The 24,465-nt window shown below is 62.0% G+C and carries 28 protein-coding genes and 1 tRNA gene; 14 read left to right on the top strand and 15 right to left on the bottom strand.

What is annotated here, in order from left to right; genetic code table 11:
- Positions 1-19: 19 nt before the first annotated feature.
- A complete protein-coding gene (locus J3B00_RS19430) occupies positions 20-433 on the bottom strand; it encodes a DoxX family protein (protein ID WP_119140537.1) in 414 nt (137 codons plus the stop codon).
- A gap of 104 nt (positions 434-537) precedes the next feature.
- Positions 538-622 (bottom strand) — tRNA-Leu (locus tag J3B00_RS19425).
- A gap of 275 nt (positions 623-897) precedes the next feature.
- Between J3B00_RS19425 and J3B00_RS19420 the strand changes: the two genes are divergently transcribed.
- Genes J3B00_RS19420 through J3B00_RS19410 form a run of 3 tightly spaced genes read left to right on the top strand, consistent with a single transcriptional unit; the run spans position 898 to position 3,874 of the window.
- On the top strand, positions 898-2,040 hold the full coding sequence (locus J3B00_RS19420) for a PAS domain-containing sensor histidine kinase (RefSeq protein ID WP_209870429.1): 1,143 nt from the start codon (positions 898-900) through the stop codon (positions 2,038-2,040).
- 24 nt (positions 2,041-2,064) lie between these two features.
- Positions 2,065-3,510, top strand: a complete 1,446-nt coding sequence (locus J3B00_RS19415; protein WP_209870426.1) for an ATPase domain-containing protein — start codon at positions 2,065-2,067, stop codon at positions 3,508-3,510.
- A gap of 10 nt (positions 3,511-3,520) precedes the next feature.
- Positions 3,521-3,874: a response regulator gene (locus J3B00_RS19410; protein ID WP_209870423.1), complete on the top strand. Its 354-nt coding sequence runs from the start codon at positions 3,521-3,523 to the stop codon at positions 3,872-3,874.
- Positions 3,875-3,944: 70 nt separating this feature from the next.
- Here the strand turns inward: J3B00_RS19410 and csrA are convergent, their stop codons facing one another.
- From csrA to J3B00_RS19370, 8 genes are all read right to left on the bottom strand, one after another.
- Positions 3,945-4,142, bottom strand: coding sequence for a carbon storage regulator CsrA (gene csrA / locus J3B00_RS19405; protein ID WP_209870419.1), 198 nt, complete (start codon positions 4,140-4,142; stop codon positions 3,945-3,947).
- A 253-nt stretch (positions 4,143-4,395) separates the two neighbouring features.
- Complete coding sequence (locus J3B00_RS19400; RefSeq protein WP_209870415.1) at positions 4,396-5,412, bottom strand: DNA topoisomerase IB; 1,017 nt, start codon at positions 5,410-5,412, stop codon at positions 4,396-4,398.
- Between the two features lie 58 nt (positions 5,413-5,470).
- Positions 5,471-6,562 carry a molybdenum ABC transporter ATP-binding protein gene (gene modC, locus J3B00_RS19395; protein WP_209870412.1) on the bottom strand — a complete coding sequence of 364 codons (1,092 nt, stop codon included), beginning with the start codon at positions 6,560-6,562 and terminating at the stop codon, positions 5,471-5,473.
- A gap of 1 nt (position 6,563) precedes the next feature.
- Positions 6,564-7,244 (bottom strand): molybdate ABC transporter permease subunit, encoded by a 681-nt coding sequence (modB, locus tag J3B00_RS19390; RefSeq protein WP_209870409.1) that lies wholly within the window; start codon positions 7,242-7,244, stop codon positions 6,564-6,566.
- Positions 7,244-8,002 (bottom strand): molybdate ABC transporter substrate-binding protein, encoded by a 759-nt coding sequence (gene modA, locus J3B00_RS19385; protein ID WP_209870406.1) that lies wholly within the window; start codon positions 8,000-8,002, stop codon positions 7,244-7,246. The genes modB and modA overlap by 1 nt, the downstream gene beginning before the upstream one ends.
- Before the next feature lie 319 nt (positions 8,003-8,321).
- Positions 8,322-9,395 carry a nitronate monooxygenase gene (locus J3B00_RS19380; RefSeq protein ID WP_209870403.1) on the bottom strand — a complete coding sequence of 358 codons (1,074 nt, stop codon included), beginning with the start codon at positions 9,393-9,395 and terminating at the stop codon, positions 8,322-8,324.
- A 30-nt stretch (positions 9,396-9,425) separates the two neighbouring features.
- Positions 9,426-9,596: a hypothetical protein gene (locus J3B00_RS19375; protein ID WP_209870400.1), complete on the bottom strand. Its 171-nt coding sequence runs from the start codon at positions 9,594-9,596 to the stop codon at positions 9,426-9,428.
- Positions 9,597-9,602: 6 nt separating this feature from the next.
- On the bottom strand, positions 9,603-9,905 hold the full coding sequence (locus tag J3B00_RS19370; protein ID WP_209870398.1) for a DUF1883 domain-containing protein: 303 nt from the start codon (positions 9,903-9,905) through the stop codon (positions 9,603-9,605).
- A 160-nt stretch (positions 9,906-10,065) separates the two neighbouring features.
- Between J3B00_RS19370 and J3B00_RS19365 the strand changes: the two genes are divergently transcribed.
- From J3B00_RS19365 to J3B00_RS19330, 8 genes are all read left to right on the top strand, one after another.
- A complete protein-coding gene (locus tag J3B00_RS19365) occupies positions 10,066-10,425 on the top strand; it encodes a hypothetical protein (RefSeq protein ID WP_209870393.1) in 360 nt (119 codons plus the stop codon).
- 144 nt (positions 10,426-10,569) lie between these two features.
- On the top strand, positions 10,570-11,220 hold the full coding sequence (locus J3B00_RS19360) for a c-type cytochrome (protein ID WP_209870390.1): 651 nt from the start codon (positions 10,570-10,572) through the stop codon (positions 11,218-11,220).
- Positions 11,217-12,125, top strand: coding sequence for a c-type cytochrome (locus J3B00_RS19355; RefSeq protein ID WP_209870387.1), 909 nt, complete (start codon positions 11,217-11,219; stop codon positions 12,123-12,125). Before J3B00_RS19360 ends, J3B00_RS19355 begins: the two co-directional genes overlap by 4 nt.
- Before the next feature lie 226 nt (positions 12,126-12,351).
- Positions 12,352-13,191 (top strand): UTP--glucose-1-phosphate uridylyltransferase GalU, encoded by an 840-nt coding sequence (gene galU / locus J3B00_RS19350; RefSeq protein WP_209870383.1) that lies wholly within the window; start codon positions 12,352-12,354, stop codon positions 13,189-13,191.
- Between the two features lie 105 nt (positions 13,192-13,296).
- Positions 13,297-14,652: a glutathione-disulfide reductase gene (gene gorA, locus J3B00_RS19345; protein ID WP_209870381.1), complete on the top strand. Its 1,356-nt coding sequence runs from the start codon at positions 13,297-13,299 to the stop codon at positions 14,650-14,652.
- A gap of 336 nt (positions 14,653-14,988) precedes the next feature.
- Complete coding sequence (ahpC, locus tag J3B00_RS19340; protein WP_186556717.1) at positions 14,989-15,552, top strand: alkyl hydroperoxide reductase subunit C; 564 nt, start codon at positions 14,989-14,991, stop codon at positions 15,550-15,552.
- Positions 15,553-15,676: 124 nt separating this feature from the next.
- On the top strand, positions 15,677-17,239 hold the full coding sequence (gene ahpF / locus J3B00_RS19335) for an alkyl hydroperoxide reductase subunit F (protein ID WP_209870378.1): 1,563 nt from the start codon (positions 15,677-15,679) through the stop codon (positions 17,237-17,239).
- 215 nt (positions 17,240-17,454) lie between these two features.
- Complete coding sequence (locus J3B00_RS19330; protein WP_209870375.1) at positions 17,455-17,646, top strand: hypothetical protein; 192 nt, start codon at positions 17,455-17,457, stop codon at positions 17,644-17,646.
- 1 nt (position 17,647) lies between these two features.
- Here J3B00_RS19330 and J3B00_RS19325 read toward each other — a convergent pair whose 3' ends face one another.
- The 3 genes from J3B00_RS19325 to nhaR all read right to left on the bottom strand — a co-directional run bounded on the left by J3B00_RS19325 (position 17,648) and on the right by nhaR (position 20,699).
- Positions 17,648-18,295, bottom strand: coding sequence for a DUF480 domain-containing protein (locus J3B00_RS19325; protein ID WP_209870372.1), 648 nt, complete (start codon positions 18,293-18,295; stop codon positions 17,648-17,650).
- Positions 18,296-18,423: 128 nt separating this feature from the next.
- Positions 18,424-19,635, bottom strand: coding sequence for a serine/threonine transporter SstT (gene sstT, locus J3B00_RS19320; protein WP_209870367.1), 1,212 nt, complete (start codon positions 19,633-19,635; stop codon positions 18,424-18,426).
- A 170-nt stretch (positions 19,636-19,805) separates the two neighbouring features.
- Complete coding sequence (nhaR, locus tag J3B00_RS19315) at positions 19,806-20,699, bottom strand: transcriptional activator NhaR (RefSeq protein ID WP_209870364.1); 894 nt, start codon at positions 20,697-20,699, stop codon at positions 19,806-19,808.
- Between the two features lie 134 nt (positions 20,700-20,833).
- Here nhaR and J3B00_RS19310 point away from each other — a divergent pair, with 134 nt between their 5' ends.
- Positions 20,834-21,076 (top strand): hypothetical protein, encoded by a 243-nt coding sequence (locus J3B00_RS19310; RefSeq protein ID WP_209870361.1) that lies wholly within the window; start codon positions 20,834-20,836, stop codon positions 21,074-21,076.
- 27 nt (positions 21,077-21,103) lie between these two features.
- Positions 21,104-21,856, top strand: coding sequence for a TerC family protein (locus J3B00_RS19305; protein WP_209870358.1), 753 nt, complete (start codon positions 21,104-21,106; stop codon positions 21,854-21,856).
- Between the two features lie 146 nt (positions 21,857-22,002).
- On the opposite strand, the gene J3B00_RS19300 is transcribed toward J3B00_RS19305, so the two are convergent.
- Positions 22,003-22,167 carry a hypothetical protein gene (locus tag J3B00_RS19300; protein ID WP_209870354.1) on the bottom strand — a complete coding sequence of 55 codons (165 nt, stop codon included), beginning with the start codon at positions 22,165-22,167 and terminating at the stop codon, positions 22,003-22,005.
- 156 nt (positions 22,168-22,323) lie between these two features.
- Between J3B00_RS19300 and J3B00_RS19295 the strand changes: the two genes are divergently transcribed.
- Positions 22,324-23,067: a peptidase C39 family protein gene (locus J3B00_RS19295; RefSeq protein ID WP_209870351.1), complete on the top strand. Its 744-nt coding sequence runs from the start codon at positions 22,324-22,326 to the stop codon at positions 23,065-23,067.
- 52 nt (positions 23,068-23,119) lie between these two features.
- On the opposite strand, the gene J3B00_RS19290 is transcribed toward J3B00_RS19295, so the two are convergent.
- Complete coding sequence (locus J3B00_RS19290) at positions 23,120-24,403, bottom strand: FAD-binding oxidoreductase (protein WP_209870348.1); 1,284 nt, start codon at positions 24,401-24,403, stop codon at positions 23,120-23,122.
- Positions 24,404-24,465: the final 62 nt, after the last annotated feature.

The following is a 24,465-nucleotide window of genomic DNA, read 5'->3' as shown; positions in this document are numbered from 1 at the left end:
CCCGCAACCTCGGCAGGGGCTAGCGGCGATCCAGCGAGAACCGCCCGGCACCCGTCACGGCCAGTAACAGCAGCCCACCGATGATGCTCAGGTTTTTGAAGAACTGAGTCATGTTGGCGCTGCGTTCAGGGTCGACCATGTTCCAGTACGGGTGGCCAATCAGCGCTGTGCCCAACACGAACAGGGCGAACAGGAACGCCAGCGGACGGGTGTAGAAGCCCAGGATCAGCACGATGGCGACGAAGAACTCCATGATCACGGCAATCGCCGCCGCCAGTGTCGGCGCAGGCGCGCCCAGTGAGCCAAGGTAGGCCACAGTGCCTTCAAAGCCGGTCAATTTGCTCCAGCCAGAGATGACGAACAAGAGCATCAGCAGAATGCGCGCAAGCAGGATGATCGCATCACGTTGGCCGTCGAACAGGGAGTAGCGCATGGCAGCGTTCCAGTGGACCGAGACATGTTCCACTCTAGCAGTTGGTGTGCAAATTGCCGTCGGACACGAAAAAGGCGCCACATGGGCGCCTTTTCAGAGAAGATTGGTGCGAGTGGCGGGACTCGAACCCGCAAGGCTCACGCCGACAGATTTTAAGTCTGCTGTGTATACCAATTCCACCACACTCGCACGCTTGAAAGGGCCCGTAAGACCGGCACGCTTCTACAGGAAGGGCCTTGCAATCAAGCGCGTTTTATAACCCATCGTTATAGCCGCGTCAACCAAGCGCCTGATATCAAAGCATATTTGACTGCGGATGTAGGTGACTTGGGTCGCACCGGGGAAGAGCGTGTCTACCAAACGCCGCTGAAGACACTTCGCTTCGCCGCCCAAGGGCGAGTAGACTCGAGTAGACTCAAGACAACGCTAATCTGTCCTTCCTTTGCGGTGCCCGTGGAGCTTGCATGGTTTCAAACGACCGCCTGGACCAGTCCGAAATGCCGCCGAACCGTTATGAACAACTCGTTCAATCGGTGGTGGATTACGCTATTTACATGCTTGACCCTACTGGTCGCGTGGTCTCGTGGAATGCCGGTGCCGAGCGCATCAAGGGCTATCGGGCCGAAGAAGTGATTGGCCGTCATTTCTCTTTGTTCTTCACCGCCGGGGACTGCGCCGATGGGCGTCCTGAGCTATTGCTGCGCCAGGCACTCGATCAGGGCGTGGCCCAGGACGAGGGCTGGCGAGTGCGCAAGGACGGCACACAGTTCTGGGCCTTGGCAGCGCTGGATGTGATCCGCGACGAGCAGGGGCAAGTGCTTGGCCTGGCCAAGGTTACCCGTGACATCACCGATCGGCGGGAGTCAGCCCTGCAGCTGGATGCAGTGCGCGCCCAACTGTTTCAGGCGCAGAAGCTCGAGGCGCTGGGGCAGCTTACCGGCGGCCTCGCCCACGACTTCAACAACCTCCTGACCATTATCCTCAGCTCTGCTCGCCTGGCCATTGGCAGCCAGGATCCTGCGCGGATCCAGCGTTTGCTCGAGCACATTCTCGACGCCGGCCAGCGCGGCACCGAGCTTACCCAGCAGCTCTTGAGTTTTGCCCGCCACCGTCAATTGAGCGTCACCCGCATAACCCCAGCAGAGTTGGTCGATTCGACGCTAGGCCTGTTGGCCCATGCGTTGCCCAGCGAAATAACGCTGGAGGAGCACCAGCAGGTGGGAATGCCCAAGGTCGACGCCGATGCCGGGCAACTGCAGATGGTCTTGCTCAACCTGTTGTTCAATGCCCGAGACGCCATTGAGGGTGAGGGTTGCATCCGCCTCGAGGTGGACTGTGTCGAGCTGGCAGGTGAGATAGACGGCTTGCACGGTCGCTTCGTGCGTTTCAACGTGCATGACAGCGGGCCGGGGATTGATCCGCAGGTGCTGCCGCGGATTTTCGAACCGTTTTTCACCACCAAGGCTTTCGGCAAGGGTACTGGTCTTGGTCTGAGCCAGGTGTATGGCTTTGCCAAGCAGAGCAATGGCGCCATCTGCGTGGCCACTCGGTTGGGCGAGGGCACGTGCATGAGCCTTTACCTGCCGGCCGCTAAGGATGCCCTGTAACGCGACATCCAACAGGTATGCAGCATGGTAGAAGCACTCAAGCGACTGACCACGGCAATCGAGGGGCTGGATGTCTTGCTCCAGGGCGGGCTGGTATCCGGGTCCTCTTACATCATTCAGGGCCCGCCGGGCGCGGGCAAGACGATCCTCGCCAACCAGCTTGCCTGGGGCCATGTGCGGGACGGCGGTCGCGTGTTGGTGGCGACCCTGCTCAGCGAATCCCACGAGCGCTTGTTCCAGTACCTGTCGACCCTGGAGTTTTTCGATCAGCACCTGGTCGGTGACCAGATCCAGTTCGTCAGCGCCTTTGATACCTTGCAGCAGGAAGGCCTGGATGCGGTGGTTCGCCTGCTGCGTCAGGAGATCGTTCGCCAGCAGGCGACGCTGCTGATTGTCGATGGCCTGCTCAATGCGCGGGTGCGCGCTGAAACCACGCTGGATACCAAGAAGTTTGTCTCTGAGCTACAGGGGCATGCGGCCTTTGCCGGTTGCACGGTCTTGCTGCTGACCAGCTCACGCCTGCAGGAGGGCAGCCCTGAACACACCATGGTCGATGGCGTCATCGAACTGGGCGAGACGCTGGTGGGCAGCCGTGCCGTGCGCCATGTCCAGCTGCGCAAGACCCGCGGTAGCGCCGCGTTGTCGGGGTTGCACGAATGCTTGATCGATAGCACAGGGCTGAAGGTCTACCCGCGCCTGGAGGCCTTGTACAGCCACCCCAGCCATCCCGGTTCGGCTGCGCTCAGCCGGACTACCACAGGCTTGCCGGCTCTGGACGAAATCCTCGGTGGTGGCCTTGCGCTCGGCTCCACCAGCCTGGTGATGGGCCCCTCGGGGATCGGCAAGACGTCCCTGGGGCTGGCGTTTTTGTCGGCCTCGACCGTGCAGGCGCCTGGTTTGCATTTCGGTTTTTATGAATCACCTGAACGTCTGCGCCTGAAGGCGACGGCGCTCGGCTATGACTTCGCAGCGCTGGAGCAATCGGGCGCGTTGCAGTTGAGCTGGCAGCCGACTACCGAAGGCCTGCTCGATCAGGTCGGCGCGCGCTTGTTGGCGCAGGTCGAAGCCACGGGGGCCAAGCGCGTGGTGATCGACAGCCTCGGTGCATTCAGCCGACTTGCTGTCGACACCGGGCGGCTCAATGGCTTTTTCCGCGCCTTGATGGGCGAGTTGCGGGCGCGTGATGTAAGCATTCTGATGACCTGGGAGATGCGCGACCTGTTCGGCGCGCAGATCAATGCGCCCGCGCCAGACCTGTCGAGCATCGTCGACAACCTGATGCTGACCCGCTTTGTCGAAATGGACGCGCATCTGCGGCGTATGCTGTCGGTCCTCAAGGTGCGCGACAGCGACCATGACCCAGCACTTCACGAGCTGTGCATGGGCGCTGCGGGCATTACCCTGCACAAGGCGTTCGAGGGCGCCAGCGGGGTGCTCTCCGGTACGCCCGTGCCGCAGGAGGATGGGTGATGGAAGCCCGATGAATACCATTCTGATCGTCGATGACGAATACCTGATCGTCGAAATCCTCGCGTATGCGCTGGAGGATGAGGGCTATCAGGTGGAAAAGGCGGGTGATGGGCTCAAGGCGCTCGAGGCCTTGAAGGAGAAACGGGTTGACCTGGTGATCACCGACTTCATGATGCCCAGGAAAAATGGCGAGGAGTTGGCCAGGGCGATCCGCAGCGAGCTGCTGCTGGAAGACCTGCCGGTCATTCTCATGAGTGGCGCGCAAGCCAGCCAGGCGAGCCCCGAACTGTTCGTGGCAGTGTTTGAAAAACCCTTCAATCCACTAGAATTGATCGCCAAGGTGCGGGAACTGCTGGGCGGCTGAAGGCCAGGAGAAGTCCCGCATCGGCGGGCCGATCGGTCAAGCGCATCCGTGCGGCCTCGAGCGATGCAGATCAATATTGATCGTCGTGTTTTTCTGGCGCTGGGTTGCCAGCCTGGATACGTTTGAAAATCTCTTCACGGTGCACCTGAACGTCCTTTGGTGCATCGATGCCGATCCTCACTTGCATCCCTTTGACGCCCAGAATGGTGACTTTGATGTCATCGTTGATGACGATGCTTTCGCCAACCTTGCGGGTGAGTATCAGCATGTAGTTCTCCTTGGTAATGATGAAAACCGTGCAGTCAGTTACCGCACCGGCGGGAGCGTGTCCCTCTTCCTTCTTATTAAAGACGCTTTCGGCGGATAGTAATTCCCCCGCAGACAAAATCTGTTACTTGTCTCTAGTTGCAGGTGCCGATTCAAACCGCTTTGGCATGATCGGCGGAGGTGCTCGGTGGCAAGAATAGGGGGCTTACGCCCAGATGGGAAATTTCTCTGCTTGATAGTCAGGATAGTCACGCTCAATCGACGCTTTGCAGGTCTTGCAGAAAGCGCAGCAAGGCCACTTCTTCCTGCTCCAGGCCTTTGCGCACGCGGGCGCGTGGCAAGCCTGCCAGCCGGCCAAGATGAAAGTGCTCAAGCACCGCCGGGTGAATGTAGCAGCGCCGACACACCGCCGGCGTGTTGCCCAGGCGCGAGGCGACCTGCCGGACGATTTCGGCCACCTGGCGCTTGGCTTCGCTGTCCGGCTCCCAGGCCAGCGGCCGCAGCAGGCTCAGTGCCAGGCTGCTGCCTGCCCAGGTGCGGTAGTCCTTGGCGGTAAAGTCGGCGCCGGTCAGTTGCTGGAGGAACAGGTTGATCTCGCTGGAACCGATGCTGTGGCGCTGCCCCTCGGCGTCGAGGTATTGGAACAACGCCTGCCCAGGCAGCTCCATGCAGCGCTTGACCAGCGTGGCCAGGCGTCGGTCGCGCAGGGTGACGCTGTGCTCGACGCCGCGCTTGCCGCGAAACTCGAAGCGAATGGTGCTGCCTTCGACCTTGACGTGGCGGGTACTGAGCGTGGTCAGCCCATACGACTTGTTGTCGCGCAGGTACTGGCGGTTGCCGATGCGGATCAGCGTGCTGTCGAGCAGGCTGACCACCAGCGCCATGACCTTCTCCCGATCCAGGCCCGGTCGCGCCAAGTGGCCGTCGAGCTGCTTGCGCAGCTTGGGCAGGACTTGGGCAAAAGCCAGCATCCGGCCATATTTGTGTTCATCGCGCAGCGTGCGCCATTCGGCGTGATAGCGGTACTGCTTGCGACCGCGCGCATCGCGGCCAGTGGCCTGCAGATGGCCCTGCGGGTCGGCGCAGATCCACACGTCGGTATAGGCCGGGGGGATCACCAGCGCCGCGATGCGCGCCAGGGTTTCGCTGTCGGCAATGCGCTTGCCGTCGGCATCCAGGTAGATGAAGCGGTCACGCCAGCGCCGCCGGCTCAGGCCGGGCTGGCTGTCGTCGACATAGTGCAGGCTGCGGGGCAGGGGGCAGTCGGACATAAGGCGGCATCCATCGCTCAGGTACCTGCTCAATGGACAACGGCCAAGCCGCTGATGCTCAGAGTAAAAGTGCGACTGACTTGATCTGCGCCCAGAGCATCTGCCCCGGCCGCAGGCCGAGCTGATCCGCCGAGTAGCGGGTGATACGTGCCAACAGTGCAGCTCCGGCGGCGTCCAGGCTGACCAGCACATGCGCGGGGTTATCGGCCTCGCGGTACTCGCGAACCCTGACCGGCAGGCGATTGAGGATACTTGAGGCGGTGTCCGCGCCCAGCGCCAGGCTGACGTCGCGCGCCTGCACCTTGAGTCGGTGAGTGCTACCCACCGTCAGCGACGGATGGGCGATGCGCAGCAGTTGCCCGTCACTGCCTGGCAGGCGCAGGTCGAACAGTTGGTAGTGCGGATCATGGCCGACGACCACGCCTTCGAGCACCACCCCGGCGTCATCGCCTTGGGCCAGTGACAGGTCGAGGCGGGCCAGGGTCTCGCCGATCGGGCCGCTGGCCATGGCCTTGCCTTGCTCGAGCAGGACCAGGTGGTCGGCCAGGCGCGCTACTTCATCCTGGGCGTGGCTGACATAGACCACGGGGATCTCCAGCTCATCATGCAGTCGCTCCAGGTAGGGCAGGATCTCCCGCTTGCGTGGGCCGTCGAGGGCGGCCAGCGGTTCGTCCATCAGCAGCAGGCGCGGGCTGCTGAGCAGGGCACGGGCGATGCCTACTCGTTGCGCTTCGCCACCTGACAGGGTCGCGGGGCGGCGTGCGAGCAAGTGACCGATGCCCAGCAGGGTGCAGGCCTGCTCAAGGCTTACCTTGCGCTCGCTGGCCGCAATCCGCCGCCAGCCGAACTCCAGGTTGCCGCGCACCGACAGGTGCGGGAACAGGCTGGCCTCCTGGAACACGTAGCCCACCGGTCGCTGGTGCGGGGCCATGAAATAGCCGCGGATACTGTCTTCCCATACCTCACCATTGACTTCGATATAGGCGCTGGCGGCCCGCTCCAGCCCGGCCAGGCAGCGCAGGCAGGAGGTCTTGCCAGAACCGGAGTGGCCAAACAGCGCGCTGATCCCGCGCCCTGGCAGCTGCAGGTCGACATCCAGGGTGAAATCGTCGCGCCCAAGGCGCAGCCGCGCCAGTATTGATGAACTCATCTCAGCTCCAGCCCGCCTTGCCGCGGCGGCCTGCATAGAGCAGGAGCAACACCAGGAAGGAAAACACCAGCATCGATCCGGCCAGCCAGTGTGCTTGCGAATAGGCCATGGCCTCGACGTGATCGAAGATCTGCACCGAGACCACGCGGGTCTTGTCGGGAATATTGCCACCGATCATCAGCACCACGCCGAACTCGCCCACGGTGTGGGCAAAGCCGAGGATGCTGGCGGTGATGAAGCCCGGCCGGGCCAGCGGCAGTACCACATGCACAAAGGTATCCCAAGGGCTGGCGCGCAGGGTTGCCGCCACTTCCAGGGGCCGTTGGCCGATAGCGCTGAAGGCATTTTGCAGCGGCTGCACCACGAATGGCATGGAATACACCACCGAGCCGATTACCAGCCCGGTAAAGCTGAACACCACCGTGCCCAGGCCCAGCGCCTGGGTTGCCTGGCCGAGCCAGCCGTGCGGGCCGAGGGCGATCAGCAGGTAGAAGCCGATCACCGTCGGCGGCAGGACCAGTGGCAGCGCCACTACTGCGCCGAGCGGTCCCCGCAGCCACGACCGCGTGCGCGCCAGCCACCAGGCGATGGGCGTGCCCACCACGAGCAGGATCAAGGTGGTCAGGCTGGCCAGTTTGACGGTCAGCCAGATCGCCCCGAAGTCACTGGCGTCGAGCGGCATCAGATTTCATAGCCGTAGGATTTGATCACGGCAGCGGCTTTCGGGCCTTTGAGGTATTCGACCAGTGCTTGGGCGGCCGGGTTGTCCTTGCCCTTGTTGAGGATCACGGCGTCCTGCTTGATCGGGTCGTGCAGGTCGGCGGGTACGATCCAGGCCGAACCGTTGTCGATCTTGCCGTCCTTGTAGATCTGCGACAGGGCGACGAAGCCCAGCTCGGCGTTGCCGGTGGATACGAACTGGAACGCCTGGGTAATGTTCTGCCCCTCGACGATCTTGGCTTTGGTGGCCTCGGTGAGCTTGAGCTTGTCCAGCACCTGGGTGGCGGCCAGACCGTAAGGCGCGGCTTTCGGGTTGGCAATGGACAGGTGCTGGAACTCATTTTTTTTCAATACAGCGCCTTGGGCGTCGACGTAGCCAGGTTTGGCCGACCACAGTGCCAGGGTGCCGATGGCATAGGTAAAGCGTGAGCCCTTGACGCTGTCGCCTTCGCTTTCGAGCTTGGCCGGGGTGCTGTCGTCGGCGGCGAGGAACACTTCGAACGGCGCGCCGTTCTTGATCTGCGCATAGAACTGGCCGGTGGAACCAAAGGCTGCGACCAGTTTGTGCCCGGTATCTTTCTCGAAGTCCTTGGCGAGGGCCTGGATCGGCGCGGTGAAGTTGGCGGCGACCGCGACCTGGACTTCGTCGGCCCAGGCAGTGTTGCAGGAGATCAGCGTGGCCAGGGCGGTGGCGGCCAGGTGGGGCAAGCGTAGACGCATGGAAGCAGCTCCTGAGGGGCAGGTTATCGTTATGTGGCTGACTATATAGCGATAACCTGTTGGTCGGGAAGGGTTGAGCGCTGTGCCGGGGACATGTATTGATTCAGCGGGCCTCTCGCGATTCAAGACCACAGGGGCTTTACAGGGGTTTTTGGATGGCGTCTGGCTGGAGAATGCCGGGGCTGCTTTGCAGCCCTTTCGCGACACAAGGCCGCTCCCACAGGGACAGCGCCGTCATCAAGGCATGCGCAGAACCTGTGGCAGCGGCCTTGTGTCGCGAAAGGGGCGCGCAGCGCCCCCAGCATTTCAAAGGTATCCCTCAGCGCCCGACCCGCGCCAACGCCTGCCCGGCAATCTGCCGGGTCAACTCGCCGGCCGGCATGCGCCGCCCCAGGCGCAATGCCTGCCCCGACCACAGATTGCTGAACTCACTGCTGCCCTGCGCTTCACTGATGGCCCGCAGCGGCATCAACGCGCCTCCCGCCAGCGGAAAACGCGGCGCCAGGTCGCTCATCGGCCCCAGTTCGCGCATGATCCGGTTGTTGATCCCGCGTGCAGGGCGCCCGGTAAACAGGTTGGTCAACGCGGTATCACTGGCGGAGGCCGTTTCCAGGGCCTGGCGATGCGCCGCGGAAACCTTCGCCTCCGGGCAGAACAGATACGCCGTGCCGATCTGCACCGCCGAAGCGCCCAGCGCCAGTGCCGCGACCAGGCCGCGGTGATCGGCGATGCCGCCTGCGGCAATCACCGGCACCTGCACGGCATCGACAATCTGCGGCACCAGGGCAAAGGTGCCGATCTGGCTGGTGATGTCCTCGCTCAAGAACATCCCGCGATGCCCGCCGGCTTCAAAGCCCATGGCAATGATCGCGTCACAACCACGGGCTTGCAGCCACAGCGCTTCCTCGACCGTGGTTGCACTCGACAGCACCTTGGCGCCAGTCGCCTTGACCCGTTGCAGCAGGTCGGCGGGCGGCAGGCCGAAGTGGAAACTGACCACCTCTGGACGCAACTGCTCGATCAGCTGGCAGCTCTGCTCATCGAACGGTGCACGGTTGGACACCGGCGTAGGCGCATCGTAGTCGGCACCGATTTCTTCATAGTAGGGCTTGAGCGCCTGCTTCCAGCGCGCCGCATGCGCAGCGTCTGGCGCGGGCGGCTGGTGGCAGAAGAAGTTGAGATTGAGCGGCCCCGCGCAATCGCTACGAAATGCCAGGACCTCGCTGCGCACCTGGTCATGGCTGAGCATCGCGCAGGGCAGGGCAGCGAGCCCGCCCGCATTGCCCACGGCAATGGCCATGGCTGAGCCGGTGGCACCCGCCATGGGCGCCTGCAGAATGGGCAACTCGATGCCCAGCAGATCGAGGATGCGGCGGTCTGGCCAGGTACTCATGCGGACTCCTTGGGCGGCGGGGCTAGCTCACTACAGGGCTTTGCTGACCTTGATGTCGCTGATCTTCTCGGCGTCGTCGCCATGGATCTTGTGCAGTGCTGCCTTTGCCTGTTCTTCGGAATTGTCCGACATCAGGGCGAAATCCCAACGGCGTTCGCCGTCGAGTTTGTAGTTGATTACGTACTTGATGGTCTCGGTCATGACGGCTTATCTCAATTGCGACGAAGAGCGACGAATGATCTTGATCTTGTGGGTGAAGGTTGGCTTGCGCGTCACCGAAATCGGCCGCGGGGTCACCGTATCGAGGGTGATGTTCCAGAAGCCGGTGCTCGGCACGGTGATCTTGGCCGGGAACTGATCGAAGGCGCCGCCATGATAGGTGTGACGGCCGCCATTCTTGAAACTGCGGAAGTTGGCGTCGTTCATCAGGCGGATGTTGCAGCGCTGGGAACACTCGATAACGACGATGTCGTCCTCATTGAGGTGCTCGCGCTGGTGTACGAATTTCATGTGATGCTCCGCAAGGTTTGATTCTGCAAATGCGAAAGATATCACGATGTAAGGGTACACTCCCGCCCCGCATGGCCGGGCTGGGATAAATCCGCCAAAGCAGGGAGCAAACCTGCCCCGCCGTTGTCATACAGATTCTTTCAAGGCAGAGGTATACCGAATGAAGTGGGTGGTGGCGGCGATCAGCTTGACCCTGGGCGGCTGCGTGAGTGTCTCGGAACTGGAGCAGTCGCGAGAAACCATGGATGTGATGTCTGGCAAGACACCACGTGAGTATGCCGATTGCATCAAGGCCGAACTGGCCTCAAGCCGTGACGCGCTGGTGGAAGAGCAGCGTGGTGATGGCCTGCGCCTGATCGTCCCGCAGAAGCTGACGGCAGGTGCCGGCCCGGCGGCGTTGCTGGACATCGACAAGCGTGGCAGCGGCAGCAGCATCAAGCTGCACGAGCGCTTGAACAACTTCCCCCTGCGCCTGGGCGACGTGCGTACCGCCACGACCAAGTGCATCTCAGGATCTTGATCCAGCTCAGCTAATCATCGATTAAAAGGCAAATTGCCATCTTCTTGTCCGGTAGGCGTTGTTCGCCGCCGGGGGATAAGCCTAGTATTTTCTGGCTTATACCTTTTAAGCCTAAGCTTATAACAAGGAAATGGAGTGTCCCTGATGATACCGTTGAGGCGCGTCGCGATCGGCACCTTGCTGATCCTGGCCTGGCCTGCGGCGCATGCCGCCGATGGCCAGAAAATCTTCACTCAAGGCGGGCAGAACCCCGCGGCCCTGGCCTGCCTGGGCTGCCACGGCGCGGATGGCAAAGGCATCGCCGCCGCAGGCTTCCCGCGTTTGGCCGGCCTTCCGGCCGGTTACCTGAACAAGCAACTGAATGACTTTCGCAGCGGCAGTCGCAAGCAGGCGGTGATGGAGCCGCTGGCCAAGGCGTTGACCGCCGAGGAGGCCACGGCTGTCAGTGCCTACCTGGCCGATTTGCCCAGCGATGCTGCGCCTGACCTGCGCCGGCAACAGATTGCCACTGACCCGGTGTCGCGGCTGGCGCTGTATGGCGACTGGAGTCGGCAGATCCCTGGATGTGTGCAGTGTCATGGGCCAGGTGGCAGTGGCGTTGGTGAGCACTTCCCGCCGTTGGCCGGCCAGCCCCAGGGCTACCTGGTGGCGCAGCTCAATGCCTGGCGCGAGGGTAGCCGTCGCAACGACCCCAACCAACTGATGGTCGGCGTGGCCAAGGCCATGACCGATGCCGAAATCACCGCAATCGCGGCATTTTTCGCCCATCCGCTGAGTCAGGAGGTCAAGCCATGAAACCCATAATTGCAGCCGTGTTGCTGGTGGCCGTGGGCAGCTCACAGGCCGCTCCGATCGCCATGGAAGATCAGTCTCAGCTCAAGGTCGGCCAAGCGCAGGCAACGGCTCAGTTCAGTCCGCCCGCAGAAGACCAGTTGCCTGATAACGCCTTTGGCCAGATGGTACGCGAGGGCCATGCGCTGTTTGTCGATACCCGGCGGTTGATGCCCGAAGCGGTGGGTAACGGTATGAACTGCAGCAACTGTCACCTCGACCAGGGGCGCATGGCGTTTTCTGCGCCGCTGTGGGGTGCGTATCCGATGTATCCGGCGTATCGCAAGAAGAACGACAAGGTGAATACCTTCGCCGAACGCATCCAGGGGTGTTTCCAGTTCAGCATGAACGGCAAGCCGCCGGCGGCCGACAGCCAGCAGATGACCGCATTGAGTGTCTATTCCTACTGGCTGTCGACCCAGGCGCCGACAGGGGTCGAGATCGCTGGCCGTGGCTATCCGGAGGTAGCCCAACCCAAGGCTGGCTACGACTTCAAGCGCGGCCAGCAGGTGTATCAGGCGCAATGCGCCATCTGTCATGGCGACAAGGGTGAGGGCCAGCAGGTTGCAGGCGAATACGTGATGCCGCCGCTGTGGGGCAAGGATTCCTACAACTGGGGCGCCGGGATGCACCGGATCAATACCGCGGCGTCGTTCATCAAGTACAACATGCCGCTGGGCCGGCCGGGCAGCTTGAGCGATCAGCAGGCGTGGGACGTTGCTGCGTGGATCAACCGCCACGAAAGGCCGCAGGATCCGCGCCTGGTCGAGGGTTCGGTGGAGAAGACCCGGGTGAAGTTCCATGCCAATGACGGCGTCAATCTGTATGGGCAGAAGGTTGATGGCGTGGTGATCGGGCAGGGGATGTAATGGCCGCGGGATGGCCCTGCGATAGCCTCGGCACAGGCCATATGATGCTAGAACGTGGCTGCCGGCCGGTGCTGTTCGGCGGGGCAATATTTACGATTCATCGGAACTAACTACACTGGGTTATCTCTATCATGGCATCGGTCGCCACAGGCGGGGCATTGTAAGGTGCGTGCCGCCTGATTAGACTGCGCCAAATTCGTACGCTAAGCCCTTGTTAAGGACGTATATGATCAAGAAATGCTTGTTCCCGGCAGCCGGTTACGGCACCCGCTTCCTGCCCGCTACCAAAGCCATGCCCAAGGAAATGCTGCCGGTGGTGAACAAGCCACTGATCCAGTATGGCGTTGAAGAGGCACTGGAGGCTGGCCTGAGCGAGATCTCCATCGTTACCGGCCGCGGCAAGCGTGCTCTGGAAGACCATTTCGACATCAGCTACGAGCTGGAAAACCAGATCAAGGGCACCGACAAGGAAAAATACCTGGTCGGTATCCGTCGCCTGCTGGACGAGTGCTCGTTCTCCTACACGCGCCAGACTGAAATGAAAGGCTTGGGCCACGCGATCCTCACCGGTCGCCCACTGATCGGCGACGAGCCGTTCGCGGTCGTGCTGGCCGATGACCTGTGCGTCAACCTCGACGGTGACGGCGTGCTGCAGCAGATGGTCAAGCTGTACAACCAGTTCCGTTGCTCGATCGTGGCCATCCAGGAAGTCGATCCGCAGGAAACCAACAAGTACGGGGTTATTTCCGGCGAAATGATCCGCGACGATATCTACCGCGTGAACAGCATGGTCGAGAAGCCTGCACCAGAAGATGCACCGTCCAACCTGGCGATCATCGGCCGCTACATCCTGACCCCGGACATCTTCAAGCTGATCGAAGAAACCGAGCCAGGCAAAGGCGGTGAGATCCAGATCACCGATGCGCTGATGAAGCAGGCGCAGAACGGCTGCGTGATTGCCTACAAGTTCAAGGGCAAGCGCTTTGACTGCGGTGGTGCCGAAGGCTACATCGAAGCAACCAACTTCTGCTTCGAGAACTTCTACAAGACCGGCAAGGCTTACTGAGCCGCCCGCTGACACCAGCATTCACGCTGCCTGTTGCAGCGTGAAGCTTGCAGCCAAGTAGAAAAACGGCCACCCTCGGGTGGCTTTTTTTGTGGAGTCTGGATTGTGGCCTACGATTTTGATCTGTTCGTGATTGGTGCCGGTTCCGGCGGTGTGCGTGCCGCGCGTTTCGCGGCGGGTTTCGGCGCGAAGGTTGCCGTGGCTGAAAGCCGCTACCTGGGCGGTACCTGCGTCAACGTCGGCTGCGTGCCGAAAAAACTGCTGGTGTACGGCGCGCACGTCGCCGATGAGCTGGAGCAGGCCGCAGGTTTCGGCTGGACCCTCGAAGAAGGGCATTTCGACTGGGGCACGCTGATCGCCAACAAGAACCGCGAGATCGAACGCCTCAATGGCATCTATCGCAACTTGCTGGTCAATAGTGGCGTGACCTTGCTCCAAGGCCATGCGCGCATCACCGCCGCGAATGAGGTCGAGGTCGAAGGCCAGCGCTACAGCGCCAAGCATATTCTGATCGCCACCGGTGGCTGGCCACAGGTGCCGGATATCCCCGGCAAGGAACTGGCCATCACCTCCAACGAGGCGTTCTACCTCAAGGAATTGCCGCGGCGCATCCTGGTGGTGGGCGGCGGCTACATCGCCGTCGAGTTTGCCGGCATCTTCCAGGGGCTGGGCAGCGCGACCAGTTTGCTCTACCGCGGTGACCTGTTCCTGCGCGGTTTCGATGGCTCGGTGCGTACCCACCTCAAGGAAGAGCTGGACAAGCGCGGCCTCGACCTGCAGTTCAACAGCGATATCCAGCGCATCGATCAACTCGAGGATGGCAGCCTCAAGGCCAACCTCAAGGACGGTCGCGAGCTGATCACCGACTGCGTGTTCTATGCCACTGGGCGCCGGCCGATGCTGGACAACCTGGGCCTGGAGAACACCGGCGTCGAGCTCGACCCGCGCGGCTATGTGCGGGTTGACGAGCAGTACCAGACCACCGAGCCGTCGATCCTGGCGATCGGCGATGTCATCGGCCGGGTTCAGCTGACTCCGGTAGCGCTTGCCGAAGGCATGGCCGTGGCGCGCCGTCTGTTCAAGCCCGAGCAGTACCGGGCGGTGGACTACCAGAACATCCCCACCGCGGTGTTCAGCCAGCCGCCGATTGGCACGGTTGGCCTGACCGAGGAGCAGGCGCTGGAAGCCGGGCACAAGGTGCAGATCTTCGAAAGCCGCTTCCGGGCGATGAAGCTGACCCTGACCGATATCCAGGAAAAGACCCTGATGAAGCTGGTGGTGGACGCCGAGACCGACAAGGTTCTGGGTTGCCACATGGTCGGCCCGGACGCTGGCGAGATCATCCAGGGGTTGGGTATCGCGTTGAAGGCCGGCGCGACCAAGCAGCAGTTCGACGAGACCATCGGCGTGCACCCGACGGCGGCTGAAGAGTTCGTCACCATGCGGACCGTTACCCGCTGATACCGCGCCGCTTGACTTGATGCTGTTCACTCAAGAATGCCGGGGCCGCGTTGCGGCCCTTTCGCGACACAAGGCCGCTCCCACAATGTCCGCGCTTGCCCAGCCCTTGAATGCGGCGCATACCCTGTAGGAGCGGGCTTGCCCCGCGAAGAGGCCCTCACTGCCACCGCACAATACCTGCGCAATGCTTTGCTCAGCTCAATCCCTTCTATTAATAAACCCCGGTTATAGCCAAAACCAATCGTCAGCATGAGCTTTGCCAATGAGCCTTCCCCGGGATCATTCGTTAGGATTCTCTCCGTCAACGAATTCAAACCCCATGAAGGAACACATCTCATGCCTATCATCAACAGCCAAGTCAAACCGTTCAACGCAACTGCCTTCCACAACGGCGAATTCGTTCAGGTGAGCGAAGCCGATCTGCAAGGCAAGTGGTCTGTCGTGTTCTTCTACCCAGCCGACTTCACCTTCGTCTGCCCAACCGAACTGGGCGACCTGGCCGACAACTACGCTGAGTTCCAGAAGCTGGGCGTCGAGATCTACGGCGTGTCGACCGACACCCACTTCACCCACAAAGCCTGGCACGATACTTCGGAAACCATCGGCAAGATCAAGTACCCGCTGATCGGTGACCCGACCCACGTCATCTCGCGCAACTTCGACGTGCTGATCGAAGAAGCCGGCCTGGCCGATCGCGGTACCTTCGTGATCAACCCGGAAGGCCAGATCAAGATCGTTGAAATCAACGACGGCGGTGTAGGCCGTGACGCCAGCGAGCTGCTGCGCAAGGTCAAGGCTGCCCAGTACGTTGCCGCCCACCCAGGCGAAGTCTGCCCGGCCAAGTGGAAAGAAGGCGAAGCCACCCTGGCCCCTTCGCTGGACCTGGTTGGCAAGATCTAAGATCGTGCGCCAATCGCGGGCGGTGAGCAGCCGCCAAAGCTGAAGTACTCCCCGCCCCGCCAAACGCCCGGGCACTGTTGCCTGGGCGTTTTTGTATCTGCAGATTGAACAAGGAATCGCCCGTATGTTGGACGCCACGCTTAAATCGCAACTGAAAACCTACCTGGAGCGGGTCACCCAGCCGATCGAGATCGTTGCCTCCCTCGACGACGGCGCGAAGTCCCGCGAATTGCACGACCTGCTGGTGGAAATCGCCGGCCTGTCCAACCTGATTACCTTGCGCAAGGACGGCAGTGACGCCCGTCGCCCATCGTTCTCGCTCAACCGCCCGGGTGCTGATATCGGCCTGCGCTTTGCCGGCATCCCCATGGGCCATGAGTTCACCTCGCTGGTGCTGGCGCTGCTGCAAGTTGGCGGCCACCCGTCCAAGGCCAGCGCCGAAGTGATCGAGCAGATCCAGGCGCTGCAAGGTGAGTTCACCTTTGAAACCTACTTCTCGCTGTCGTGCCAGAACTGCCCGGACGTGGTCCAGGCGCTGAACCTGATGGCGGTGCTCAACCCCAACGTGCGCCATGTGGCCATCGACGGCGCGCTGTTCCAGGACGAGGTCGAGACCCGCAAGGTCATGGCCGTGCCAAGCATCTACCTCAACGGTGAGGTGTTCGGTCAGGGCCGCATGGGCCTGGAAGAAATCCTCGGCAAGATCGACACCAGCGCTGGCAGCCGTCAGGCGGAGAAGATCAACGCCAAGCAGGCCTTCGACGTGCTGGTGGTCGGCGGTGGCCCAGCCGGCGCCGCAGCAGCTATCTATGCCGCGCGCAAAGGCATTCGTACTGGCGTTGCTGCCGAGCGTTTTGGCGGCCAGGTGCTCGACACCATGGCCATCGAGAACTTTATTTCAGTGCAAGAGACCGAAGGCCCGAAACTCGCCTCGGCGCTGGAAGAGCACGTCAAGCAGTACGACGTCGACATCATGAACCTGCAGCGTGGCGAAGCGCTGATCCCGGCCGTTGCTGGCGGTCTGCACGAAGTGCGCCTGGCCAGCGGAGCCTCGCTCAAGGCCAAGACGGTGATCCTCGCCACCGGTGCCCGCTGGCGCGAAATGAACGTGCCGGGTGAGCAGCAGTACCGCGCCCGTGGCGTTGCCTACTGCCCGCACTGCGACGGGCCGTTGTTCAAGGGCAAGCGTGTGGCGGTGATCGGCGGCGGCAACTCCGGTGTCGAAGCGGCCATCGACCTCGCGGGTATCGTGGCTCAGGTGACCTTGATCGAGTTCGACAGCCAACTGCGCGCCGATGCCGTGCTGCAGCGCAAACTGCACAGCCTGGCCAACGTCAAGGTGATCACCAGCGCGCTCACCACTGAAGTGCTGGGTGATGGCGAGAAGGTCAACGGCCTGCGCTACAAGGACCGCAGCAGCGATGAGCTGCATGACCTGGCACTGGAAGGGATCTTCGTGCAGATCGGCCTGCTGCCCAATACCGATTGGCTCAAAGGTACGGTCGAGCTGTCGCCACGCGGCGAGATCATCGTCGATGCCAAGGGCCAGACCAATATTCCTGGGGTGTTTGCCGCGGGTGATGTGACCACTGTGCCGTATAAGCAGATCGTGATTGCGGTGGGTGAGGGGGCCAAGGCTTCGTTGTCGGCCTTTGATCACCTGATCCGAAGCTCCGCGCCGGCGTGAGTCGGGTAGCTGGGTGAGCAAACGCCGCCTGTATGGGCGGCGTTTTTTTGTCTGGGTTTTGCGGTGGCAGTAGCGGCCTCTTCGCGGGGCAAGCCCGCTCCTACAGGTATTGCGCAAATTCTGAATTCGGCGCAATCCCTGTAGGAGCGGGCTTGCCCCGCGAAGAGGCCGCTACTGCCAGCTATAGTGAGACAGACTAAGTCCGGAGCCGACCGATGACCCTGATCAGCCGCGAACCCTGGTGGCTAGTACCACCCCAACCCGGGCAACAGGAGCAGGACCTGCACTGGGGCTACCTGGAAATCTACGCCGACGGCCGTACCGTATTCGTCGACCAGCGCCCCAGCGACAAGGAGCTGGCCGAGCGCAAAAGCTGTCGCAATTTCCCCAAAGCCGACAGCGCCTGAATCAACCCTCGAGCTGGGCCAGTCGCTCTTCCAGCGCAGCGATGCGCGCCTCGAGCGCTTCAATGCGCTCTTCCGCCACGCTGCCAGCGCTGCTGCGCTCAGTGGCGCCTTGCTGGCGTGCCGCGAGAATCGCTTCGATCTCCGCCGGATCACCCAAGGCGTGCGTGTAGCGGTCTTCACGCTGACCGGCCTGGCGTGGCAGGTGGACGGCCTGGCCCCGCGAAATCAGGCGCTCCAGTTGATGCTGGACCTGATCGCCATCTTCGAACTCATGCAGGCGATTGCTGCGCGTCAACAGCTCATTGATGGTTTGCGGCCCGCGCAAGAACATCAACCCCATCAGGATCAACTGCGCCGGTACCAGCTCCAGAGCCTTGTCCACCCTTTGTTCCCAACGATCGGCACGGCTGCCCATCTGCAGGCGGGTCAGGCCTTGCCCTTCGAGCGCGCGCAGGGCTTGGCCGACCTGACCGGGAGAGAGGTTCATGACTGGCTCGCGGCTGGTCTTCTGGTTGCAGGCCAGGACCAGGGCATTGAGGGTCAGGGGGTAGCTTTCAGGGCTGGTGGCCTGCTTTTCGATCAGCGCGCCGAGAATACGGATCTCGGTGCTGTTGAAGCGGCCTTCACTGGCGGTTTGGTGTTCTGACATGGCCCTGTCTCGATGCGAGGAAAGGCCTCTAGCCTAGGTAAAGCTGCGCACTTAAGCAATTGCCACAACACGGCCGCTGTGAGAGCGGCCGTGTATAGCGTGAGAGGCGCAAAACGCCCCAGGCAATCTCAGGCGTTGCGCCGTTCCTGCGCCTTGCACGCAGCCGCGGTAAAGATCACATCGGTCGAAGAATTGAGCGCCGTTTCGGCCGAATCCTGCAGCACGCCAATGATGAAGCCGACCGCCACCACTTGCATGGCGACTTCGCTGGGAATACCAAACAGGCTGCACGCCAGCGGAATCAGCAACAACGAGCCGCCCGCCACCCCTGACGCGCCGCACGCGCAGACCGCAGCTACCACGCTGAGCAGCACGGCGGTTGGCATATCGACGGTGATACCCAGGGTATGTACCGCTGCCAGGGTCAGGACGGTGATGGTAATGGCCGCGCCGGCCATGTTGATGGTTGCGCCGAGCGGGATCGACACCGAATAGGTGTCCTCATGCAGGCCGAGTTTTTCCGCCAGTGCCATGTTGACCGGAATGTTGGCTGCTGAGCTGCGGGTGAAGAACGCTGTGATACCGCTCTCGCGCAGGCACATGAGCACCAGCGGGTAGGGGTTGCGGCGAATCTTCCAGAACACGATCAGCGGGTTCATCACCAGCGCGACGAACAGCATGCAGCCAATCAATACCGCGAGCAGGTGCAGGTAGCCGAGCAGGGCGTCCAGGCCGGACTGGGCGAGGGTCGAGGCGACCAGACCGAAAATACCCAGCGGTGCAAAGCGGATAACCACGCGCACGATCAGGGTGACGCCTTTGGACAGGTCGTCGACCACCGTACGGGTGGCGTCGCTGGCATGGCGCAGGGCGATGCCCAGGCCGATCGCCCAGGTCAGCACACCGATGAAGTTGGCGTTGAGCAGTGCTGCTACCGGGTTGTCGACGGCGCTCAACAGCAGATTCTGCAGCACCTCAGTGATCCCGCCGGGCGCGCTGAGGGCGGTTTCGCTGCTAGTGAGTACCAGGTTGGAAGGGAACGCCATGCTGGCGACCACGGCGACGACCGCTGCGGCAAAGGTGCCCAGCAAGTACAGCCAGAGGATCGGCCGGATATGGGTCTCCTGGCCGTGGCGGTGGTTGGCGATCGACGCCATGACCAGGATGAACACCAGGATCGGTGCCACCGCCTTCAGGGCGCTGACGAACACTTTGCCAAGAAACCCGACATCGCCGGCCACGGTAGGGGCGAGCAGGGCCAGGGCGATGCCGGCGACCAGGCCGATGACGATCTGGGTGACCAGGCTGGTGCGGTTGAGCAGACGAAGGACAGGGGACATGTGCAGCGCAATCTCAGGGAATTGGACGGGCGCGACTTTAACATAGACCTTTATCGGGCTGTTCTCTCCCACAGGTGTGGCGTCGCTTGTGAGGCAGGCGCGCTGTCTGTGGGAGCGGCCTTGTGTCGCGAAAGGGGCGCGAAGCGGCCCCAACTACAGCCACCGCTAAATCACCAGTGAAACAACTCCCGCCGCGCCCCCTCGGTAATCGCCACAATCCCCGGATGCTTGACCTTGCGCTCCACCGAAATCGCATAAAACGATTCGTTCACCGCCTCGGTCTGCCCGATCAGCACCACCCTATACTGCCGGCACACCTCTTCGGCAATCACGCTCGGCGCCACAAAGATGCCGCTGCCCGACTGCCCAAACGCCTGCATCAGCGCGCTGTCATCGAACTCACCAATGATCCGCGGCTGCACCTGCTGCTCCGACAACCAGCGCAGCAGGCGGCTGCGCACCACGGTCTCCTGGCCCGGAATCAACAGTGGCGCGTCATCCAGGCAAGCCGGAAACGGCTGGCCGTAGCGCTCGGCGAGGGCAGGGGTGGCAAAGAAGCTCAGGCCGCACTCGCCCAGCTTCTGGCTATAACCCTTGATGTCCAGGTGGCTGGGCATCGGGCTGTCGGAAATCACCAGGTCCAGACGCTGGATGGCCAGGTCAGCCAGCAGGCGTTCCAGTTTGTCTTCCCGGCAATTGATGCGCAGTACACCATCAAGCTCCATGGTTGGCGCCAGCAGGCGATAGACGATGGATTTGGGCACCACATCGGCCACGCCCACACGAAACAGGATCTGCTCCTGAGGGCCGGCGCGGAGCATGGCCTCCAGCTCGCTGCCGATCTGGAACATCTGCTCGGCATACACCAGGGTTTGCCGACCCGTCTCGGTCAGTTCCAGTTGACGCCCAACCCGTTGAAACAATTCCAGGCCGTAGGTCTGCTCGAACAGGCTGATCTGCCCGCTGATGGTCTGCGGGGTGAGGTTCAATTGTTCGCTGGCGCGCACGATGCTGCCGCTCCTGGCGACCACCCAGAAGTAATGCAGCTGGCGGTAATTGAGCATGTGGCGTTTTTCCGGATTCGTTAAAACCGAAGTATAACCGCTAAAAAAACGAATTTTCCGGATGTTTCCGCTTCACTAGAATGCGTGCCATAAGGCGCCGCGTGCGCCTAACGGACAAGACAAGTGAGGAACCCATGCTACAACTGAAATCCATCGGCACCCCGTTGGTGCTGGCCCTGGCCCTGTTTACCCTGGCAGGATGCGATCAGGCGGAAAAATCTGCCCAGCAAATGCTCGACCAGGCGGCCGAAACCGCCAAGCAGGCGATCGACAAGACCAACGATGCAGCCCAGCAGGCTTTGAACGAGGCCATTGGCGGCGAGGGCGAGAAGTCGGCCAAGCCTGGCAATGACCAGGACAAGACCCAGGACATCTGACCCCAAGACTTGAAACAGGATTGATTCATGGAATATTTGCTGGAACTCGCCGCAAGCCCGACCGCCTGGGTTGCCTTGGCCACCCTGGTGGCGATGGAAGTCGTACTGGGTATCGACAACCTGATCTTCATCTCGATCCTGACCAACAAGCTGCCGATGGAATACCGCTCCAAGGCCCGTCGGATCGGTATCAGCATGGCCCTGATCATGCGCCTGGCGCTGCTCAGCACCGTGGCCTGGATCGTGCAGCTGACCGATCCGGTTGTCGAGGTGTTTGGTAATGCCTTCTCCTGGAAGGACATGATCCTGATCGCCGGTGGCTTGTTCCTGTTGTGGAAAGCGACCAAGGAGATCCACGAGAGTGTCGACCCGCACGGTGCCAAGGAAGAGGCCAAGGTCTCCAACACGGTTACCCTGGGCTTTGCCGCGGCGATCTTCCAGATCCTGCTGCTGGACATCGTCTTCTCGGTCGACAGCATCATTACCGCCGTAGGCATGACCGAGCACCTGCCGATCATGATCATCGCCGTAGTGGTTGCCGTGATCGTGATGATGGTGGCGGCCGACCCGCTGGCCAACTTCATCAACGACAACCCGACCGTGGTGATGCTGGCGCTGGGCTTCCTGATCATGATCGGCATGACGCTGATCGCCGAAGGCTTCGGCGCGCATGTGCCTAAAGGCTATGTATACGCAGCAATGGCCTTCTCGACCGCGATCGAGATGCTCAACATCTTTGCTCGCCGGGCACGTATGAAGCGTGAAGCCGCAGAAGGTTGATGCAACAGCTGGGGCGCTTTGCGCCCCTTTCGCTACACAAGACCGCTCCCACAGAGACCGCGTACGCCACTTGAGCTACGCGGTCCATCCCTGTGGGAGCGGCCTTGTGTCGCGAAAGGGCAGCGCAGCTGCCCCAAATTCTCAGTTCAATGCGCAGTAGCCCGGCGTACTGGCGCATGTTTAGGCCGAACCTGCGGCGGCAGGTGATGTTGCGAATGCCTGCGCACAATGCGCAGAACCCCCCAGAGCATGGCGGCTGCGACGCTGATCCACATGCCCACCAGCATTAGAATTGCCATTGTCAGGCTCATGTGTGCCTCCCTCTCTCCGGCCAGCCCCAGGCTCGCCTTCCAGACACTGCTTTAGTCTAGCTCGACGACTGTGACGTTCCATTGATCTTAGGTCTAAGGCTTGGTCCGATTCGCTACAAGGCTTTGTCGGACTATACCCATGGCCGCGTCCGACCTATGATCAGTGTCCATCGCCGGGCGCTGTCTGCCGGGCTTCGAAACAAGCGAGTGCCCATGCTGCAAGCTCCGTTCAAGTCGTTGCTCAACCACCCGCGTCGAGTCATCGCGGCCTGCCTGGTGGCCGTTGGCCTGGCGGGGTGCGCCAGCGGCCCGCCCCCTGTGGCCAAGGGCCTGCCTCAGCGGGTCGAGATCAGCAGCGTGCCGTTCTTTCGTGGTAACGCCAATCACAGTGGCGCAATGGCCTTGGCCGGTATCCTCTCGCAACAAGGGGTGCGCATCACCCCAGGCTTGCTCGATAAACCGTTGAAGTTGCCAGAAGGCGCCGATGCCCTGGAAACCTCGATGCCGGCAGTCGCACGCGATTACGGCATGGTCGTGTATCCGCTGGACAAGCGCCTGGACGCCTTGCTCGCGCAGGTAGCGGCGGGCAATCCGGTGCTGTTGCGCTATCAGGAAGGTTCGGCCTGGTGGAGTGAGCCGCGCTATGCGGTCCTGGTCGGCTACGACAGCTACAAGCAGCGCGTGCTGCTGCGTTCAGGCATGCATCGCCGGCAACTGATGGCGTTCGATGATTTTCAGGAGGCGTGGCAGGCGCAGGGGAGTTGGGCGGTGCTGGTCCAGCAACCGCGGCAACTGCCGGCCCAGGTGGACCGCCAGCGCTGGTTGAAAGCTGCCGATGAACTGGCCCGGGCAGGCCAGGAGATGGCAGCCAGGCAGGCTGTCAGCAGCCTCGGGCAGTAACTGCATGTACCGGCCTTGTCGCAGGGAAGCCCGCGACAAGGTCGGTAATGCATCAGAAGCCCAGGCGATCGCGCAGGCTGTAGTACCAGGCGCCCATTGCACTGAACGGCACACGCAGCATTTGCCCACCCGGGAACGGGTAGTGCGGCAGCCCGGCAAAGGCATCGAAGCGTTCAGCCTGGCCACGCAGGGCCTCGGCCAACACCTTGCCGGCCAGGTGGGTGTAGGTCACGCCGTGGCCCGAGCAGCCCTGCGAGTAATAGATGTTGTCGCCGATACGGCCGACCTGCGGCAGGCGCGACAGGGTCAGCAGGAAGTTGCCGGTCCAGGCGTAGTCGATCTTGACGTCTTTCAGTTGCGGGAAGGCCTTGAGCATCTTCGGCCGAATGATCGCCTCGATGTTGGCCGGGTCGCGCGCACCGTAGACCACGCCACCGCCGAAGATCAGGCGCTTGTCGCCGGTCAGGCGATAGTAGTCGAGCAGGTAGTTGCAGTCTTCGACGCAGTAGTCCTGCGGCAGCAGCGTGCGGGCCAGCTCGTCGCTCAGCGGCTCGGTGGTGATCACCTGGGTACCGCACGGCATCGACTTCGAGGCCAGTTCCGGCACCAGGTTGCCCAGGTAGGCATTACCGGCAACGATGATGTACTTGGCGCGGACCTTACCCTGCGGAGTATGCACGACCGGGTTGGCGCCGCGTTCGATGCGAATGGCCGGGGTCTGCTCGTAGATCACGCCACCGAGCGATTCGACTGCAGCCGCTTCGCCCAAGGCCAGGTTGAGCGGGTGAATGTGACCGCCGCTCATGTCCAGCATGCCGCCTAAGTAGCTGTCGCAGGCGACCACTTCACGGATGCGCTTCTGGTCCATCAGCTCCAGTTGGGTGTGGCCGTAGCGTTCCCATAGACGCTTCTGCGATTCCAGGTGACCCATCTGTTTAGGCGTCAGGGCGGCGAACACGCCCCCGTCTTTGAGGTCGCACTGGATGTTGTACTTGGCGACGCGCTCGCGAATGATCCGGCCGCCTTCGAAGGCCATCTCGCCCAGCAGCTGTGCCTGGCGTGGACCCACGGTGCGCTCGATGACGTCGATGTCGCGGCTATAACTGTTGACGATCTGCCCGCCGTTGCGGCCCGATGCGCCGAAGCCGACCTTGGCAGCTTCTACCACGGTCACCTTGAAGCCGTTTTCAAGCAGGAACAGTGCGCTGGACAGGCCGGTGTAGCCCGCGCCGATCACGCAGATGTCGGTTTCCACCTCACCCTGCAGCGCCGGACGCGGCGGCACCGGGTTAGCCGAGGCGGCGTAGTAGGACTGGGGGTAGGGGGTATTGGCCATGCTCGAGAAACCTCGTGTTTTATATTTTTAACGAATGTACCGATGCTATCAATAATAATAAA

This window comes from Pseudomonas sp. BP8 (genome assembly GCF_017875955.1).
GTDB lineage: Bacteria > Pseudomonadota > Gammaproteobacteria > Pseudomonadales > Pseudomonadaceae > Aquipseudomonas.
The sequence above is the reverse complement of the archived record's forward strand: the minus strand, read 5'-3'. Positions and strand labels throughout refer to the sequence as shown.

Bases quoted from the DNA above. Each gene is read 5' to 3' on its own strand.
- J3B00_RS19430 (WP_119140537.1), bottom strand. From the start codon at position 433: ATGCGCTACTCCCTGTTCGACGGCCAACGTGATGCGATCATCCTGCTT.
- J3B00_RS19420 (WP_209870429.1), top strand. From the start codon at position 898: ATGGTTTCAAACGACCGCCTGGACCAGTCCGAAATGCCGCCGAACCGT.
- J3B00_RS19415 (WP_209870426.1), top strand. From the start codon at position 2,065: ATGGTAGAAGCACTCAAGCGACTGACCACGGCAATCGAGGGGCTGGAT.
- J3B00_RS19410 (WP_209870423.1), top strand. From the start codon at position 3,521: ATGAATACCATTCTGATCGTCGATGACGAATACCTGATCGTCGAAATC.
- csrA (WP_209870419.1), bottom strand. From the start codon at position 4,142: ATGCTGATACTCACCCGCAAGGTTGGCGAAAGCATCGTCATCAACGAT.
- J3B00_RS19400 (WP_209870415.1), bottom strand. From the start codon at position 5,412: ATGTCCGACTGCCCCCTGCCCCGCAGCCTGCACTATGTCGACGACAGC.
- modC (WP_209870412.1), bottom strand. From the start codon at position 6,562: ATGAGTTCATCAATACTGGCGCGGCTGCGCCTTGGGCGCGACGATTTC.
- modB (WP_209870409.1), bottom strand. From the start codon at position 7,244: ATGCCGCTCGACGCCAGTGACTTCGGGGCGATCTGGCTGACCGTCAAA.
- modA (WP_209870406.1), bottom strand. From the start codon at position 8,002: ATGCGTCTACGCTTGCCCCACCTGGCCGCCACCGCCCTGGCCACGCTG.
- J3B00_RS19380 (WP_209870403.1), bottom strand. From the start codon at position 9,395: ATGAGTACCTGGCCAGACCGCCGCATCCTCGATCTGCTGGGCATCGAG.
- J3B00_RS19375 (WP_209870400.1), bottom strand. From the start codon at position 9,596: ATGACCGAGACCATCAAGTACGTAATCAACTACAAACTCGACGGCGAA.
- J3B00_RS19370 (WP_209870398.1), bottom strand. From the start codon at position 9,905: ATGAAATTCGTACACCAGCGCGAGCACCTCAATGAGGACGACATCGTC.
- J3B00_RS19365 (WP_209870393.1), top strand. From the start codon at position 10,066: ATGAAGTGGGTGGTGGCGGCGATCAGCTTGACCCTGGGCGGCTGCGTG.
- J3B00_RS19360 (WP_209870390.1), top strand. From the start codon at position 10,570: ATGATACCGTTGAGGCGCGTCGCGATCGGCACCTTGCTGATCCTGGCC.
- J3B00_RS19355 (WP_209870387.1), top strand. From the start codon at position 11,217: ATGAAACCCATAATTGCAGCCGTGTTGCTGGTGGCCGTGGGCAGCTCA.
- galU (WP_209870383.1), top strand. From the start codon at position 12,352: ATGATCAAGAAATGCTTGTTCCCGGCAGCCGGTTACGGCACCCGCTTC.
- ahpC (WP_186556717.1), top strand. From the start codon at position 14,989: ATGCCTATCATCAACAGCCAAGTCAAACCGTTCAACGCAACTGCCTTC.
- ahpF (WP_209870378.1), top strand. From the start codon at position 15,677: ATGTTGGACGCCACGCTTAAATCGCAACTGAAAACCTACCTGGAGCGG.
- J3B00_RS19330 (WP_209870375.1), top strand. From the start codon at position 17,455: ATGACCCTGATCAGCCGCGAACCCTGGTGGCTAGTACCACCCCAACCC.
- J3B00_RS19325 (WP_209870372.1), bottom strand. From the start codon at position 18,295: ATGTCAGAACACCAAACCGCCAGTGAAGGCCGCTTCAACAGCACCGAG.
- sstT (WP_209870367.1), bottom strand. From the start codon at position 19,635: ATGTCCCCTGTCCTTCGTCTGCTCAACCGCACCAGCCTGGTCACCCAG.
- nhaR (WP_209870364.1), bottom strand. From the start codon at position 20,699: ATGCTCAATTACCGCCAGCTGCATTACTTCTGGGTGGTCGCCAGGAGC.
- J3B00_RS19310 (WP_209870361.1), top strand. From the start codon at position 20,834: ATGCTACAACTGAAATCCATCGGCACCCCGTTGGTGCTGGCCCTGGCC.
- J3B00_RS19305 (WP_209870358.1), top strand. From the start codon at position 21,104: ATGGAATATTTGCTGGAACTCGCCGCAAGCCCGACCGCCTGGGTTGCC.
- J3B00_RS19300 (WP_209870354.1), bottom strand. From the start codon at position 22,167: ATGAGCCTGACAATGGCAATTCTAATGCTGGTGGGCATGTGGATCAGC.
- J3B00_RS19295 (WP_209870351.1), top strand. From the start codon at position 22,324: ATGATCAGTGTCCATCGCCGGGCGCTGTCTGCCGGGCTTCGAAACAAG.
- J3B00_RS19290 (WP_209870348.1), bottom strand. From the start codon at position 24,403: ATGGCCAATACCCCCTACCCCCAGTCCTACTACGCCGCCTCGGCTAAC.